Below are 16,593 nucleotides of genomic sequence, written 5' to 3'. Positions count from 1 at the left end.
TATTGATAATATTTTGGACAACTCGATTATGTTAAAAATCTCATTTGTGAGAAATTTGCCAAGTAGACAAATAGGCATTGGCTATTTAGATTATGTCAATAAAACAGCGAATAGGGACTTTAATGGATAAAGTATCGTGCTATCCTATGTGACACATAATTAAATAATTTACGATACCATAAAACATGAAAAAAATTCAAAAAATCGCCTTAATACTTGGTAATAGAGAGAGTCAAGAGATTCAGGAAGCAGTCACTTACACCAAAGAGATTATTGCTTCTCATCAACTTGAATGTTTTGAAGTCGATAATTTTGGTTATCGTGGTAATTTGGTCTACCCTGAACCGATTATGCGGGCGATTTCAGAAACGGATCTCATTATCGTGTTTGGTGGGGATGGGACGTTTTTAGGTATTGCTCGTAAAGTTCATCAATTTAATATTCCAATTCTAGGGGTGAACTTAGGTCGATTAGGGTTTTTAACGGATCTAGACCAACAGAGTTTAAGCGAACATCTATCTGAGATATTAGTCGGTGATGTGCAATTTGAAGAACGTTTTTTACTCAAAGCGTCGATTGATGGCGATTTCCGCTCTTTTGCAATGAATGATGTGGTCATTCATAAGACAGAGTTATCGCGCCTTATCGAGATCGATGTCTATGTAGATCAGCAATATCTCTCTACTTATCGCTCTGATGGTTTAATTCTAGCAACACCGACGGGCTCAACTGCTTATTCACTCTCAACGGGTGGTCCGATTATCTATCCGACATTACCGGCGATTGTACTCTCGCCGATCTGCCCTCATACCTTTAGTCATCGACCGCTAGTGATTCCATCGAATAGTCGAATTGATGTGGTGATTAGTGATCGAGAGCAGAATCCTGTGAATATTACGTGTGATGGACAGGAGCTCTTCACACTCTCTTCTGGTGAGACCTTGACGATTGAGCCTTCAGATCATCTTTTGACCTTATTACATTCGAAAGATTATCATTACTTCTCAATTTTAAAAGAGAAGCTGAATTGGGGAAATCAACCAAATGTTCGGCGTTAAGTTGAAATTGAGTCTACAAATAAGATTTACCTAAAAGCATTGTCTAAAAAGCATTGTCTAAAAATGTTATTTAAAAAAGATTTTTTAATGGAATCTATCGTTATTGCCCTATTTTCACAGGGTAGATATGATATTTGAAAGTATATTAAAAGCTGTTAAAGAGAAAAAAAGATTGCAAATATTTTTTTGATCACTAGAATGTACTCGTTTGTTTAGATGACAGTGATCAGAAAGACTGATCTCAGAAATTTATCAGGAGAGACAATGGTACGAGTAACACAATTTATAATGCGAACTTCAGCGATGACTGAAATGATTCGCAATTGTAATTCTGTGACTGCTATTACTACTGTTTTCCCATTAACTGCATTAAAAACCTCCGTTATTTAGGAGGTTTTTTTTTGCGCGAATGATTTTGCAGTAAGGATAAAAAACCTTCGCTGAAGATCGATATTACCGAATAGTATTCATAATAAGGAGAACCGCATGAGCACATTAGTAGAGAAAGAACACCGTATTTACACCGATACCCGCAGTTTAAAAGCGTATTTATTGAAAAGTATCCGTGAAAATGGGGGGTGGGTGAATGCGCACATGCATGGTGACCGGGCTTTTACCATTGATTATGAAGGATTTGAAGTCTATCAAACGCAAACTTTAATTGAGAAATGGGATACGTTAGATCGCATCAAAAAGAATATGACGGAAGAAGATTATTATCGTCAATTTTCAATGGGAATTGAGCGAATGATCGAACAGGGCGTCTCTGCTGTGGGAAGCTTTATCGATGTTGACCCCATCTGTGAAGAGCGGGCTATTAATGCGGCACTCAAAGCGCGCGAGATCTACAAGAAAGATATTACGATCAAATTTGTGAATCAGACATTAAAAGGGGTGATTGATAAAGAAGCGCGTTATTGGTTTGATAAGGGCGCTGAAAAAGTAGATATTATTGGTGGACTTCCACGTCGTGATCTACGGGATCATGGTGAAGGTATGGATGCTGTTCATATGGATGTTTTACTTCAAACAGCGAAATCACAAGGCAAAATGGTACATGTTCATGTGGATCAATTTAATTCAAAAGATGAGAAAGAGACAGAGCTTGTTGCCGATAAAACCATTGAACATGGGATGGAAGGGCGCGTTGTCGCGATTCATAGTATTTCAATTACAGCGCATGATGAAGCTTATCGCCAAATGCTCTATAACAAAATGCGCCAAGCACAAATGATGGTAATTGCCTGCCCATTTGCTTGGATTGATAGCCCACGCCGAGAAGATCATGGACCTACTCGTAATGCCATTACGCCGGCGGATGAACTCACTAAAGCTGGTATTCCTGTGGCTGTAGGAACCGATAATATTGCCGATTATATGTTGCCATTTAGTGATGGCGATATGTGGGAAGAGCTTAAGTTATTGATCACGGGTTGCCGTTATACCGACTTAGAAGCGGCCATCAATATCGCAACGAAAAATGGTCGAATGGTATTAGGCTTAGAGCCTTATGTCCCTGTGAAATAAAACAGTAGCGAGCAGATTGAAGATCTCAATATGTTTATATATCTATTCATAGTATTGAGATCTAAAGAACAATAAGGAGGAAGGGACGGAGATCCTAACAAAGCGACTCGAAAGAGTCGCTTTATTTTTTTAGGTTAATTAATTTTAGACTGATGGATAGCCAGATACTTTTTGATTCGTGCTTATTTTAAACTACTACTAATCCGCTGAATAAAAGCGATTGTTTCAGCTTCGATGAGTGGTGCATCATTATCTAAGGTGGCTACGTGATAGCTTTCTGTAAGGGATAATAGGGTTTTATCTTCGCTTGAAATAGTATTGAAAATCTCTTGAGAGTTTTCAATAGGTACAACATGGTCGATGGTTGAAGAGCAGATTAAAGCAGGTACTGTAATTTTGGAAAGATTGCTCCTAACTTCCTGCATTAATATCAGGATATCCCCCATAGATTTGACGGGTGTCTTAGGATAGGCTAATTCAGAGATGCCTGTTTTTTTGATATCAGAGCCAATCCCCTCAATAAACGCCGTATCGCTATGTTGTAGTTGCGAGAAAGTCTCTGTTAATGCCGGCATATCAATCGCTGCATTAATAGGGACAATACCTGCAATGGATGGATGATTTTCTGCTAAATAGAGTGTTAAAGTGCCACCCATAGAGAGGCCTACTACAAATTGATGAACTGTTTTTGTTTTGAGTTCTGTGAGTGCTTCTGTGACATCTCGAATCCAATCTTGATAAGAAGCGGTTGCCATATCTTCAGGTGAAGTGCCATGCCCGGTTAATCGTGGCCCTAAAACGGTAAAACCAGTTTTCGCCAGAGCTTCGCCAAGTGGCCGCATACTTTGAGTTGAACCGGTAAATCCATGAATGACTAATACACCAATATCGTTGCCGGAGAAGAAGAAGGGTTCAGCACCAGGTAAAATTTGAGTCATGATAATCTCCTTATGAATGATTGAAGAGTAATATCTTTCTGCTAGATATTACTAGTATGGATTGATTACATATAGATCAATTGAAAGAGTGGAGCTTCCACTATAGCGCATTATTTGAGATCTATAAAAATAGCATACGAATCATTGATAAAAACCAATGTTCAGTATGCTATATGTGTAATGATTTGATTTGATCTGATTTAATTTGAAGCTGATATTTGAAATTAGTATGTAAAACTAATTTTTAAGTTTATTTTACAACTTATTCGGATCTAGAATCTGATGTTGCTGGCACATTGCGGTAAGCGTATTTCGAAGCAAGCAAGCAATAGTCATAGGACCCACACCGCCGGGAACTGGGGTGATAAACTCGGCGTTTTCTTTAGCAGTTGCAAATTCTACATCGCCGACAAGTTTGGTTTTACCATCGACTTCAATGCGGTTAATACCTACATCAATCACCGTTGCTCCCTTTTTAATCCAATCGCCTTTGACGAGCTCAGGTACGCCGACTGCGGCCACGACAATATCCGCTTCTCGGCAGAGGCTTGCGACATCTTTAGTACGGGAATGAGCTACGGTTACAGTACAATTTTGACTGAGCAAAAGCTGCATCATTGGTTTACCTACAATATTAGAGCGTCCTACAATCACAGCGTGTTTGCCGGAGAGGTCTTTGCCTAATTTATCTTGTAACAAGAGGAGCGAGCCTAATGGTGTACAAGGAATGAGTGAGGGTTTACCGATTGAGAGAAGTCCGATATTAATGGGATGAAAGCCATCGACATCTTTTTGTGGATCGATTGCATAAAGTACCTCTTCTTCATTGAGGCCTTTAGGGAGCGGTAATTGCACCAAGATTCCGTGAATGGTTGCATCATTATTAAGCGTCTGAATGAGCTCAAGTAACTCAGCTTGTGAAGTCGTTGCCGGTAAACGGAAAGTCTCTGACTTAAAGCCGCATTCAATAGCAAATTTCTCTTTGTTACGGACATAGACTTGACTTGCAGGATCTTCGCCGACAAGCACAACCGCAAGACCAGGGCGAATATGGTGCTCTTTTTCAATATCGACAACTTGTGATGCGATAGTTTTACGTAGATTTTCGGCAAAAGCTTTGCCATCAATTAATTGACTCATTACAAATTTCCTTACTCAATGGTAGATTGTACTATGTAGTTCAAGAGTGATGCTGAGACCAATAGTGACTACTGCGAATCAAGATTCGAATAATCAGATCGGTTCTCGATGATGTTAGGGGAATGGATACACAATAATGATTTAAATACATAACAATGATTTAATTTTAAGAGCGATTATGATTTTTCTCTCTCATTTTTGACTCTTATTTTTGATATCTATTCTCTATTCTCGGTTTAACGCTATGTTATGCGGTAATTTCGCGATGTTTGACGATCACATTCTCTTCTTTTTCGAGGGCATCGAATAATTTTTGAGAAAGATAAACGGAGCGATGCTTACCGCCGGTACAACCAATGGCCACCGTCAGATAGGAGCGGGTTCCTTCTTTAAAAGAGGGGAGCCATTTGGTAATAAAGTTGAGAATATCTTGATAGAAATCTTGGATATCTTGCATCTCGGCAAAATACTCGATTACCGGCGCTTCAAGGCCTGTATACTCCCTCAGTTCCGGCACCCAATGAGGATTTGTAAGCATTCTAGCATCAAAGACAAAATCGGCATCTAAGGGAATTCCATTTCGAAAGCCAAATGAGACGATCTGAATCGCAAGAGTGGATTTATGACTTTCCAGTAAGCGCGCCTTTAGAAGGGCTCTTAATTCGTGAACATTGAGAAAAGTGGTATCAATGGTCACATCCGCACGAGATCGAAGCGGGGAGAGGAGTTCCCGTTCTTTATTAATCGCTTCAAGCAAGGAGACTTTTGAGGAGGTTAAAGGATGACGCCGGCGAGTATGGCTATAACGCTTAATCAATGTATCATCATTGGTTTCAAGGAAGAGAATTTGCGGACTTAATGCGGTAAATGCTTCGATTTCATCGAAAATGGATTCTGATTCAGCGAGATCTTCGGGGAAGCTTCGGGCATCTACGCCAATAGCGAGTTTTTGATGCCGATCTTTATGTTGAAATTCTTGTAAAAATTGAGGAATAAAGGTGAGTGGAAGATTATCAATACAGAAGAAACCCTCATCTTCTAATGTTTGTAGTGCGATCGATTTACCTGAACCTGATAGGCCACTAATAATGATCATTTTTTGCATCATAGCGCAAGACTCCTGCTAGTAGGATTGTGTAAATAGACAAATGAAAGGGATCTTGGAATTGAGCTTCACATTATGCCATTCTCTAAGCCTTTCTGATACATTTATCCTATAACAGGTTGAAAAATATCCTTAATGATTACAATTTTATGTTGTATTTATTTTTGCAGACAAGTTTTTACAGTAAAGCTTTTACGGTGAAGGTGTCGTGTATTTATTGACTAGCTGATTTTGTTTTGATCTGTTTTTTTGGGGCTCACTTGATAGGGTTTATATTTACTGAGAAGTGCCGGGGCGATAAAAAAGAGTGTGATGACAATGTCGATAGGAAAGGTTAAAAATTCTAACAGGGTAGCTCGAAAGGGCTGCTTTTTTTATTACTCTAATGATATCAATTAATTATTTTTCATTAGTAACGATGAAAAAATATAAGTATTAGATATAAATTTATTAGATGTAAATTACTTATGAAAATAAATTTATTAAACGTAAATTAAAACTTATGTTTTTTTGTAAGTTTATTGAAAGAAAACAACAGAAAAAGTAAAATATGTAAAATATTTGTTTTTTATTGAGGGTAAGTGCCTTATGAATAGAATTTATAGTGTGGTATGGAATTATTTTAAAGAGGATTATGTTGTCGCATCTGAATTAGCTTCCCGAAAACGCGTTAAATCTAAGATTAGTAAAATGGCTATTATGGCATTTACATTCATTTCTCTTTTAGGATTTCCTGTGCTTTCTCAGGAAGTCGTAACGGATCATGAAAACATTCTCGATAAGGATCAATTGCTAGATCCTATTCCCATGTTACCGAAAAACTCTATTGATCAAGTTGTAAGTGATAACTCTGAAGAAAAGCAAGATTGGGAAGAGGAAGAAATGCTTAAAAAAGCGAGGCTGGTAGATAATCAGCCTAGTATTTTGTTGCGTAATGATATGAGAGCAAATCTATTGCCTGATGATGAGCAAATTAGGATAGGAAAAGATGCGAACACAGTAGGAGCATACGCTATAGCTATTGGTGCCAGTGCGCAAGTTAAGGCTCAGGGGGGGAATAGCTATTGGGAAAGGTGCGAATGCTTCAGTGGGTGCTCTCGCTCAGGGATGGGAGGCTTATGCGAATAATTATTCTGTAGCTATAGGAGATAATACGAAGGTAGAGAGTACACATGCTACAGCTTTAGGTGATCATTCAAAAATTGCAGAAACTGCCGAAAATGCAATTATTCTAGGTTCTTATTCAACAATTAATAAAGGCGCCCAACATGCAGTTATTGTAGGTGATCATTCGGAAATTGCAGAAACGGCATCAGGGGCAATAGCTCTAGGATATAACGCAAAGATAATCAATGGTGATAAAGATCAGACTATAAAATCAACAGATAGTATAGCGATCGGGAGAAATACAACAGTGACTCACCGGAATTCTGTTGCTATAGGAACTACTGCGAAAGTCAGTGGTAGAACGGCTGTTGCAATAGGTTATGAGGCAAAAGCTTTGACTGATGATACTCTTGCATTGGGCTGGGAGGCAGAGGCGGGTAGCGGTGATGATAGAACAAAAAATAGTGGATCGATTGCGCTGGGTAGTCAATCTAAGTCTTTAGCGTTAGGATCTGTTGCATTGGGTAATAAATCTAAGTCTACAGCGTCAGGATCTGTTGCGATAGGTGCTAACGCCATAGCAGATGTAGAGAACACCGTATCATTTGGTAATGATACGCTCCAACGTAAATTAGTGAATGTCGCAGATGGTTCGGTCAAAAAGGATTCTAAAGAAGCAGTCACAGGTGGTCAATTATATGTGCTTGGTACAGGTGTTGCTACAGTTTTAGGTGGCGGTGCTAAGTTTGAAAATGGTCAGTTAACAGGCGTTGATTTCTCAGGTGCTTTCGGTAAGGATAAAGGCACTATTAAAGATGTTAATGCTGGCTTTGCACACGTTAAAGGTGAATTTGATAGCACTAATAAAAATGTGACAGATATTGCAAAGGCTTTGGGTGGTTTAGAAGCCGATGGAGCTTGGAAGTTAGAGCTTGGTAAAGACGGAAGTAAAACAACAGTCTCTAATGTTAAAGAGGCCTTTGATAATATTGATGGTCGAGTAGATAAAAATACGACAGATATTGCCGGAATACAAAAACAAGTGGGTGAAGGAACTTTAGGTTTAGTGCAATTATCAACAGATAAGCAATCCTTAGTAATTGCCCCAGAAGCGGATAGTGCTGAAATTTTCAATATTGCTAAAGCAGATGAAGGTCGCAAACTTACAGGTTTAGCGAATGGAACTATTGGGAAAGGCTCTAAAGATGCAATAACGGGCGATCAACTTTACAATGCAAATAGTAATGTAGCTACCGCTTTAGGTGGCGATGCTAAGCTTGATGGAAATGGCCAATTAAGTGGCGTTGATTTCTCTGGTGCTTTGGGCGCTGAAAAAGGCACTATTAAAGATGTTAATGCTGGCTTTGCACACGTTAAAGGTGAATTTGATAGCACTAATAAAAATGTGACAGATATTGCAAAGGCTTTGGGTGGTTTAGAAGCCGATGGAGCTTGGAAGTTAGAGCTTGGTAAAGACGGAAGTAAAACAACAGTCTCTAATGTTAAAGAGGCCTTTGATAATATTGATGGTCGAGTAGATAAAAATACGACAGATATTGCCGGAATACAAAAACAAGTGGGTGAAGGAACTTTAGGTTTAGTGCAATTATCAACAGATAAGCAATCCTTAGTAATTGCCCCAGAAGCGGATAGTGCTGAAATTTTCAATATTGCTAAAGCAGATGAAGGTCGCAAACTTACAGGTTTAGCGAATGGAACTATTGGGAAAGGCTCTAAAGATGCAATAACGGGCGATCAACTTTACAATGCAAATAGTAATGTAGCTACCGCTTTAGGTGGCGATGCTAAGCTTGATGGAAATGGCCAATTAAGTGGCGTTGATTTCTCTGGTGCTTTGGGCGCTGAAAAAGGCACTATTAAAGATGTTAATGCTGGCTTTGCACACGTTAAAGGTGAATTTGATAGCACTAATAAAAATGTGACAGATATTGCAAAGGCTTTGGGTGGTTTAGAAGCCGATGGAGCTTGGAAGTTAGAGCTTGGTAAAGACGGAAGTAAAACAACAGTCTCTAATGTTAAAGAGGCCTTTGATAATATTGATGGTCGAGTAGATAAAAATACGACAGATATTGCCGGAATACAAAAACAAGTGGGTGAAGGAACTTTAGGTTTAGTGCAATTATCAACAGATAAGCAATCCTTAGTAATTGCCCCAGAAGCGGATAGTGCTGAAATTTTCAATATTGCTAAAGCAGATGAAGGTCGCAAACTTACAGGTTTAGCGAATGGAACTATTGGGAAAGGCTCTAAAGATGCAATAACGGGCGATCAACTTTACAATGCAAATAGTAATGTAGCTACCGTTTTAGGTGGCGATGCTAAGCTTGATGGAAATGGCCAATTAAGTGGCGTTGATTTCTCTGGTGCTTTGGGCGCTGAAAAAGGCACTATTAAAGATGTTAATGCTGGCTTTGCACACGTTAAAGGTGAATTTGATAGCACTAATAAAAATGTGACAGATATTGCAAAGGCTTTGGGTGGTTTAGAAGCCGATGGAGCTTGGAAGTTAGAGCTTGGTAAAGACGGAAGTAAAACAACAGTCTCTAATGTTAAAGAGGCCTTTGATAATATTGATGGTCGAGTAGATAAAAATACGACAGATATTGCCGGAATACAAAAACAAGTGGGTGAAGGAACTTTAGGTTTAGTGCAATTATCAACAGATAAGCAATCCTTAGTAATTGCCCCAGAAGCGGATAGTGCTGAAATTTTCAATATTGCTAAAGCAGATGAAGGTCGCAAACTTACAGGTTTAGCGAATGGAACTATTGGGAAAGGCTCTAAAGATGCAATAACGGGCGATCAACTTTACAATGCAAATAGTAATGTAGCTACCGTTTTAGGTGGCGATGCTAAGCTTGATGGAAATGGCCAATTAAGTGGCGTTGATTTCTCTGGTGCTTTGGGCGCTGAAAAAGGCACTATTAAAGATGTTAATGCTGGCTTTGCACACGTTAAAGGTGAATTTGATAGCACTAATAAAAATGTGACAGATATTGCAAAGGCTTTGGGCGGTTTAGAAACCAATGGAACTTGGGAGTTAAAGCTTGGTAAAGAAGGAAGTAAAGCAACAGTCACTGATGTTAAAGCAGCTTTTGAAAATATAGATGGTCGAGTGGTTTCAAATAGTGAAAGTATCGAGAATATCGAGAATAAAGTATCTGCGGGCACCTTAGGATTGGTACAGCTTGCGAAGAGTAAAGTAGAGACAGAAGATGGCGAATCGCAAGAAGTTACTACCTTAGTCATTGATAATATGGCAGCTAAAGAAGCTGACGTATTTAATATTGCAAATGGTAAAGAAGGTCGTACACTCACCGGTTTAGCGAATGGAAAGATTTCAGAACAATCTTTAGATGCTATTAATGGTTCACAGCTTTACAGTGCAAACCAAAATGTGGCAAAAATGCTTGGAGGAAAAGCAACCTTCAAAGAGGGTCAATTAATCGGCGTTGACTTCTCGGGAGCGTTTACATATACGAATGCGCAACAAAGAAGTGCTAATAAAATCACGACCGTTTATGATGGATTGGCGCATTTAGATGAAAGTATTGGAAAATTAAATAGCGATGTTAACACTAAACTTGGTGATCTAGATGGAAGAGTATCTTCATTAGAAAAAGGTCAATCTGGTATTATTTTAGCACCTGGCGCTACGGGTAAGGGAGATGAAGTATCTCAGAATATGGTCTCTAATACCCCTCCTATCACAGAAGTAGTTGAGCCGAATGCACCGATTGAATCAACTCCGCCTACTTTAGGTAACACTCAAAATAGAGGTCAAATTACGATTAATGGTGGAATTGCTGGTAAGGCTGATTTAAATATCGCACAAGATAATGGGCAAGGGGATGGCCGTAAATTGACCGGTGTTGCTGAGGGTAAGATAGAAACAGGTTCTAGTGATGCTATCAATGGTAATCAGCTTTATGATGCCAATACTTCGATTGCAAACATGATTGGTGGTGGAGCGATATTTGATCCTAATACAGGCCAGTTCACTTACAGAGACAATCAATTCCAGGTTAATGGGAGTCGTTATGATGATATTGCTTCGGCAATAGAAGCAATTGACCAAAGCCAGCTTTTTAAGATGGAGGGAGAAAAAATCGTTGTAAATGGTGCAACGGGAGCAACAACAGTTGATTTTACAAATGGTAAAACCGCTAGGAATGTAACGGGGATTGCTGATGGTGAAATTAGTGCGACCTCCAAAGATGCAATTAATGGTAGTCAATTATATGTTGTGAAAGAAGATATTAAAAATATCAATTACACACTCAATCATTACAATACCCGTATGAATACGATTGAGAAGAAAGTACAGGAGAACCGCAAGGTAGCTAGTGCTGGTATTGCGGGTGCGATGGCTATGAGTTCGATCCCCTATATTGAATATTCAAAGTATTCATTTGGAATGGGGATTGGATATTATGATGGGGAAAGTGCGATATCTATGGGTATTCAAGGTAAGATTAATAATCATGCACGTTATAGATTGCAAATGTCCTATGATACGCAAAATAAAGTTGGCTTAGGTGCGGGTGTAGCTTTCGAGTTATAATAATTATAGTGAAAAAAAGGATTTAAATTAATAGTTACTTTTAATATATAACTTAATACTTCACAAGAGAAGATTAAGGATGATCATTAAAAAAGCCTAGTAAGTATTGAATCTTGCTAGGCTCTATTTTTGCTATTAACAAACCTACCGAAAGAATTTTATCTATGATCTTATTTTACAACTTATTCGGATCTGTAATCTGATATTGTTGACACGTTGCGATAAGCATATTACGTAATAGACAGGCAATGGTCATAGTATAATCCTCCCATTTTTAATTCAATCACCGTTGACAAGTTCTAGTACGATGATTGCGACAACGACAATATTCGCTTTTTGGTAGATGTCACATCTTATTTTCGTGTTGCTGGTTTTTTTGATGCTTAGAACTCACTTGATAGAATTTAAGTTTACTGAGAAGTGCCGAGGCGATAAAAAAGAGTGCGATAGCAATGCCGATAGGGACTTGGTAATCGGTAAAAAGATATTTGAGTGGCCCCCGAAAGTGAATCGAGGGTAGCAAAAAGATTAAGACTGCTAGGGTAATTGCACCAAAGCCAAGATGGAAAACAGGCGGAATTGCGAGCCAAGTGCCGGCAATACCATCGTAATCATAATTAGATGAAGGATAGAGATGATCGGGTGCTTTGCTTTTTGAGGATTGAGGCATTTTGTTTTCTCTAACGTTATATAGTAGATGACATATAGTAGAAGATTCTGCATTAATGTACGGCAGAATCCTCTATGATTCAAGGAGATAAATCTTTACAAAATAGATGAGTTTTATCCGATGTATCTTTTCTTACCTTTTTTGTTATTCTTTCTTTTTTTCACCCATATTGGTCATACTGGCGATCAGCTCTACTTGCTGTAACAGTGGATCTGCATATTGCATCGTAAAGAGCAGAGCAATAATAAATACTTGAATGCCGGCATTAGGGAAGAGGCGTTTAAAGGCTTCTGATTGTCCGGCGATTTCAAAGAACGTTTTAAAGCTCTCTTGGGCTTCTTCCGTAAAATCTTCTAACCATTGATTCTGACTCATTAGGGTGATGAACTGTTCGGGATTCCACTGTTCAATAGGTTGTAGTGAGTCGAGATTGAGGGGGTAAGGGTAATTGAGATCTTGGGAGAGGATCTTTGTGATCACCTCGTGCATCTCTTTTTGTGAGAAGAATGGATCACGACTCTCTAATTGGTAGAGGAAAGGGATCGGTGCTTTCATTCCAATCTGGTAACCTCGAATCAGGTGATTGAGTTTTTCCTGTGCTTCTTCCTTGCTAAGAGAAACGCCTTTCAGTGCCGCTAATTGCCCTTTATGTTTACTATAGAGCCATAAGGTGCCTGGGGAATCCTCTGCTTTGGTGGCGTGGAGGAAGAGATTCAAAATGGCGGTTTTAATAGAGCGCTTATAATTGAGCGATGCCACATCCCACATAATGAGATCCCCACAGGGTGCTGCAAGGGGGAGTTTCGCAGTGAGTAACAGGTTTTGGTAACGATACCGCTTTTGGCTAAATTGCCCATAAGGGTAGCCCTTTTCGCGTAAGTGAATGGCAAGATGGCTAGCAAATTGGCTCTGCATCTGCCAAGTGAGTTTACCAAAGGCAAATTTCGGTAATTCCCCCTTGAGGCGAAATTGTTGATAGAGTCCCTCAATCGCTTGATGATCAGCAAGGGAGAGTTTGACCTCATTCTCTTTTGACGCGCCGATCTTATCTGACGCTGTAATTGATACTGAATTTTTCGTCTCTTCTTTTATCTCTTCTTCAAGATCCTCTTCCTGATTCTGCTCAATATGGATTAATCCTTGCGCTAAGAGTTGATCAAAAATAGGATCATCTGCTGAAGTCAGTAGTTTCTCTAAGATATTATCCGTTAAAGTCTGCTGTAATTGATACTCATCTAATCCTTTCACAATGGTAAAAAGCTCATCATCTTCAATCAGCATCTCTTGAGAGCGATAAGGATTCATATTGAGATGCATTCGGGCAAAATATTGCGTAGGATCTTGATAGAACTGTATTAAGTGAGTAAGTGAGAGCTGTTGCAATGGCTCATCTTGTTGCGGTTCAGTACTATAATGTTCAACAAGTGTTTCATACGTGTAAGGTGCGTAGAAATGCTCCGTTGGATTATGCAATATCCACTCATTTTGGAAGCTTTGAATCGGGCTACTAGGATTAAAGAGCGATGCATTATAAGAGGCCATTGGGTGATGATAGGTAATAACCTCGGAAGGCTTTCCCCCTGATTCTGTTTGAGCCATTTGATCGATATAGCGAAGCAGTTCATCGATTAAGAGAGAAGGACGCAAGATACTATTATCCCGAATAGAGCGACCCACAAAGCTCAAGTAGAGATAACGCTGTGCCGAGAGAAGTGCTTCTAAGAAGAGATAGCGGTCGTCAGTATTGCGGGTGCGATCGCCACGCATCGGTAAATATTGCATCAGATCGAAGTTATGATAGATCGTAGATTGCGGGAAATCACTCTGATTCATCCCAATCATTCCAATCATCTTAAAAGGAATGGTTCGCATCGGAATAAAGGAGCAGAAGGTGATTTTCCCCTGAATAAAGTTTTGTTCCGGCTTCTCTTCAAGGAGTTTTTGCTCTAGCAATGCTGTTAAGGCGCGAAGTGGCAATATCGCATTAAAATCAATCGCTAACGCACCATCGATCAATTCTTGCCAAATTTGTTGAGTGTAATGGAGTTTATCGCGATTTTCACTGCTATCTTCAAAGAATCGTTGCCAAATGATCGGTAATATGGTGAGCCACTCTGTGAGAGGGCGCTCGGTAGCGAGTTCTTCTTTGGTCTGAATCAGTAAATCGACAAAATAGCAGAGTCGACCTAAGATTTGAGCATTGCTTCCCTCAATATAGGGATAAGGTAGTAAACAAGGGATAGATTGCTCTCCCGATTCATAATCGAGGGTAAGGCGATCGGTACTATAGCCTAATAGCATCCGCTCTAATCCCCAGCGCCAGGTATTGATATCCCAATCAATTTGGGCATTATAGGCTGTTTGTAATTCATCTGTGAGATGAGCGCCATCAATCGCCTGTTTAATATTGCTATCATTGACCCAATAATGAATGAGTGAAAGATCCTGCTCTTCAAAATGGAATTTCGCCATCATTTCAGGCATTTGTAACAGTAATAAAAGATCGCTTGCTTTAAAGGCGCTGTCAGGCAGAGAGAGAAGTGAGAGCAGTGTTGTGAAGATCGTATCACTCTCTTTAAGACTAATATCGGAGATGGCATAAGGGAGTGATCGCTCAGCAGGGGCGCTACCGAATATTGCCTCGATAAAAGGCGCGTATTGTTCAATATCCGGTGTCATAATCACAATATCTTCCGGCGCTAGATCAGGATCATTTTCTAATAGATGAAGAATCTGATTATAGAGCGCTTCCACTTCACGCATCGGGCTATAAGTAACGTGTAGGGAGAGTGAATGATCATCATTTGCAATAGGATATTTCTCACTTTCGCGGGCAGGCCGTAGATGAAATATCTCCGCTTGAATATGTGATAAGAGAGAGGTCACTTCAGGCTCAGAAAAAGCTTCCATTGTCGTAAGATTGAGCTTCCCCTCATATTGTTGCAAAAGATGAAGGTGATCTCGCCCCACTTTTCCAAGGGATGCTAAGAGAGGATTGCCGTAGCTACTTTGCCAATATTCATTGATTTCAGCTTGAATCTCTTCAAGGCGCATCTCTCGATCAAAAGATGCGCGTAAAGAGGGGGAAATCGGATCGATCTGACTTTTACGATTTTCGTAGAAGTTTATATAATCAACTTGCGGTAACCCCATCTGTTTCGTGAGATCTCCCCAATAATATTGGGAAGGATTGTTAAAGAAGAGATGAATGTCCATCACTTGAGAGAATTGGGCGATTAAATCTAAAAAGAGGGGTGGCAGTGAATTAAGTCCGATAATAAAGATTCGCTTAGGGAGTTTGGCAATAATCTTGGGATCTTGTAGTTTTTCCTCAATTAGCGGCGCAATTAATCCAAAATGGAGCGGTCGACCAAGGGCATTATAGAGTTTTTGAAATAGTGCCGATTGCCAACGCTCTAATGTTTCCGGGAGCTGTTGCTCAAAATAGGTGGGCGCTGGTTGCCCATCCGCCCACGCATTGATCCATTGACTACGATAGACAATATATTTATCAAAAATCGTCGCTAAAGTCTCCGCTAAATGCATTACGGCAAGTAGGGGATTGGGCGATTGATGGCTATTTTCTAGCTGATGGCTCTTTTGATACTTTTCAAGATAGGTATAGAGCGGTGCAAAGAGTTCTCTCTCGTTATCACTATCAGATTGTCGCAGTTCATCAATAATTTTCACTAATGGCCAAAAGAGCTGATCTTTGGAGAGTCTTTCAATCGGAGTCTTTTGCCGCTCTTCAGTTTCAAAGATCATCTCTATGAGATTCATCAACATCTTTGAGGGAAGTAGAAATTCCGCTTGGGTTAAAATGCCGAGTTGTTCTGAGAGTCTAATCTGCATCCAACGTGCCATCCCAAAGTTTTGTACAAGAAAATACTCTTTGTCAAAAGGGGTAGGTTGAGGATCAATTTGTGTAAGATAACCGGCAATATGTTGCAGTGTATCAAGGTGATTTGCGTAGTAGAGATTAAAACTCATAGAGACAATATTCCTCAAATTTGGCTATCAATATCCCATCCATTGGAGATTGCAGGCTGTTAGATCAATGCTAGAAATACTTTTAATATTGAAAGAGATGAAGATATTTATCTTTTAGATCAAGTGGATCTTTATGAAAAATAGTCATTCAAAACTGAATATTATTTGCTACATTAGTATAACAAAGTTCAATCAATCAGGTTTCCTCTTGATATATTATGAGTTGCGCGTCATAGAATCCGTATGAGAGCGCAAAGCGTTGCGCCATCCTTTACCCAAGGCTTTTGGAAAACGTTACATTGGAAAATGTCACACAGAAAGAATGTCACATTGAAGAACATCACAATACAATAACAGTATAAAGTGCAAAACGAATGGGCAACACGGCTCATAAACGACTAGATAAAGATCAGTGATAAAAGTCGTGTCATCGTTTTGACCCATAAAATAGTTTAATAGGAGTAGTAAGGGAT

The 16,593-nt window shown here is 39.4% G+C and carries 10 protein-coding genes; 5 read left to right on the top strand and 5 right to left on the bottom strand.

The window, feature by feature from the left end; all coding sequences use genetic code 11:
• Positions 1–185 precede the first annotated feature (185 nt).
• From WMO13_RS07610 to WMO13_RS07600, 3 genes are all read left to right on the top strand, one after another.
• Entirely contained in the window at positions 186–1,058 is an 873-nt protein-coding gene (locus WMO13_RS07610; protein ID WP_026879345.1) for an NAD(+)/NADH kinase, read from the top strand.
• Between the two features lie 264 nt (positions 1,059–1,322).
• On the top strand, positions 1,323–1,448 hold the full coding sequence (locus WMO13_RS07605; protein ID WP_270049125.1) for a hypothetical protein: 126 nt from the start codon (positions 1,323–1,325) through the stop codon (positions 1,446–1,448).
• Positions 1,449–1,544: 96 nt separating this feature from the next.
• Complete coding sequence (locus tag WMO13_RS07600) at positions 1,545–2,585, top strand: amidohydrolase family protein (RefSeq protein WP_051396295.1); 1,041 nt, start codon at positions 1,545–1,547, stop codon at positions 2,583–2,585.
• A gap of 182 nt (positions 2,586–2,767) precedes the next feature.
• Here WMO13_RS07600 and WMO13_RS07595 read toward each other — a convergent pair whose 3' ends face one another.
• The 3 genes from WMO13_RS07595 to rapZ form a co-directional block, all read right to left on the bottom strand.
• Positions 2,768–3,523, bottom strand: a complete 756-nt coding sequence (locus WMO13_RS07595; RefSeq protein ID WP_026879347.1) for an alpha/beta hydrolase — start codon at positions 3,521–3,523, stop codon at positions 2,768–2,770.
• Between the two features lie 255 nt (positions 3,524–3,778).
• The gene (gene folD / locus WMO13_RS07590) at positions 3,779–4,663 is read right to left on the bottom strand and encodes a bifunctional methylenetetrahydrofolate dehydrogenase/methenyltetrahydrofolate cyclohydrolase FolD (protein WP_026879348.1); all 885 of its coding nucleotides are present in this window, start codon (positions 4,661–4,663) and stop codon (positions 3,779–3,781) included.
• A gap of 247 nt (positions 4,664–4,910) precedes the next feature.
• On the bottom strand, positions 4,911–5,771 hold the full coding sequence (gene rapZ, locus WMO13_RS07585) for an RNase adapter RapZ (protein WP_026879349.1): 861 nt from the start codon (positions 5,769–5,771) through the stop codon (positions 4,911–4,913).
• Between the two features lie 585 nt (positions 5,772–6,356).
• Here rapZ and WMO13_RS07580 point away from each other — a divergent pair.
• Positions 6,357–6,896: an ESPR-type extended signal peptide-containing protein gene (locus WMO13_RS07580; protein WP_026879350.1), complete on the top strand. Its 540-nt coding sequence runs from the start codon at positions 6,357–6,359 to the stop codon at positions 6,894–6,896.
• Positions 6,856–11,460, top strand: coding sequence for a YadA-like family protein (locus WMO13_RS07575; protein WP_342386830.1), 4,605 nt, complete (start codon positions 6,856–6,858; stop codon positions 11,458–11,460). The genes WMO13_RS07580 and WMO13_RS07575 overlap by 41 nt, the downstream gene beginning before the upstream one ends.
• A gap of 346 nt (positions 11,461–11,806) precedes the next feature.
• On the opposite strand, the gene WMO13_RS07570 is transcribed toward WMO13_RS07575, so the two are convergent.
• Both WMO13_RS07570 and recC read right to left on the bottom strand, forming a co-directional pair.
• Positions 11,807–12,130 (bottom strand): hypothetical protein, encoded by a 324-nt coding sequence (locus tag WMO13_RS07570; RefSeq protein ID WP_026879175.1) that lies wholly within the window; start codon positions 12,128–12,130, stop codon positions 11,807–11,809.
• 144 nt (positions 12,131–12,274) lie between these two features.
• A complete protein-coding gene (gene recC, locus WMO13_RS07565) occupies positions 12,275–16,120 on the bottom strand; it encodes an exodeoxyribonuclease V subunit gamma (protein WP_026879176.1) in 3,846 nt (1,281 codons plus the stop codon).
• Between the last annotated feature and the right edge of the window lie 473 nt (positions 16,121–16,593).

This window comes from Ignatzschineria larvae DSM 13226, assembly GCF_038500265.1.
GTDB lineage: Bacteria > Pseudomonadota > Gammaproteobacteria > Cardiobacteriales > Wohlfahrtiimonadaceae > Ignatzschineria > Ignatzschineria larvae.
This window is presented reverse-complemented; position numbering and strand designations above follow the sequence as displayed.

Bases quoted from the DNA above. Each gene is read 5' to 3' on its own strand.
- WMO13_RS07610 (WP_026879345.1), top strand. From the start codon at position 186: ATGAAAAAAATTCAAAAAATCGCCTTAATACTTGGTAATAGAGAGAGT.
- WMO13_RS07605 (WP_270049125.1), top strand. From the start codon at position 1,323: ATGGTACGAGTAACACAATTTATAATGCGAACTTCAGCGATGACTGAA.
- WMO13_RS07600 (WP_051396295.1), top strand. From the start codon at position 1,545: ATGAGCACATTAGTAGAGAAAGAACACCGTATTTACACCGATACCCGC.
- WMO13_RS07595 (WP_026879347.1), bottom strand. From the start codon at position 3,523: ATGACTCAAATTTTACCTGGTGCTGAACCCTTCTTCTTCTCCGGCAAC.
- folD (WP_026879348.1), bottom strand. From the start codon at position 4,663: ATGAGTCAATTAATTGATGGCAAAGCTTTTGCCGAAAATCTACGTAAA.
- rapZ (WP_026879349.1), bottom strand. From the start codon at position 5,771: ATGATGCAAAAAATGATCATTATTAGTGGCCTATCAGGTTCAGGTAAA.
- WMO13_RS07580 (WP_026879350.1), top strand. From the start codon at position 6,357: ATGAATAGAATTTATAGTGTGGTATGGAATTATTTTAAAGAGGATTAT.
- WMO13_RS07570 (WP_026879175.1), bottom strand. From the start codon at position 12,130: ATGCCTCAATCCTCAAAAAGCAAAGCACCCGATCATCTCTATCCTTCA.
- recC (WP_026879176.1), bottom strand. From the start codon at position 16,120: ATGAGTTTTAATCTCTACTACGCAAATCACCTTGATACACTGCAACAT.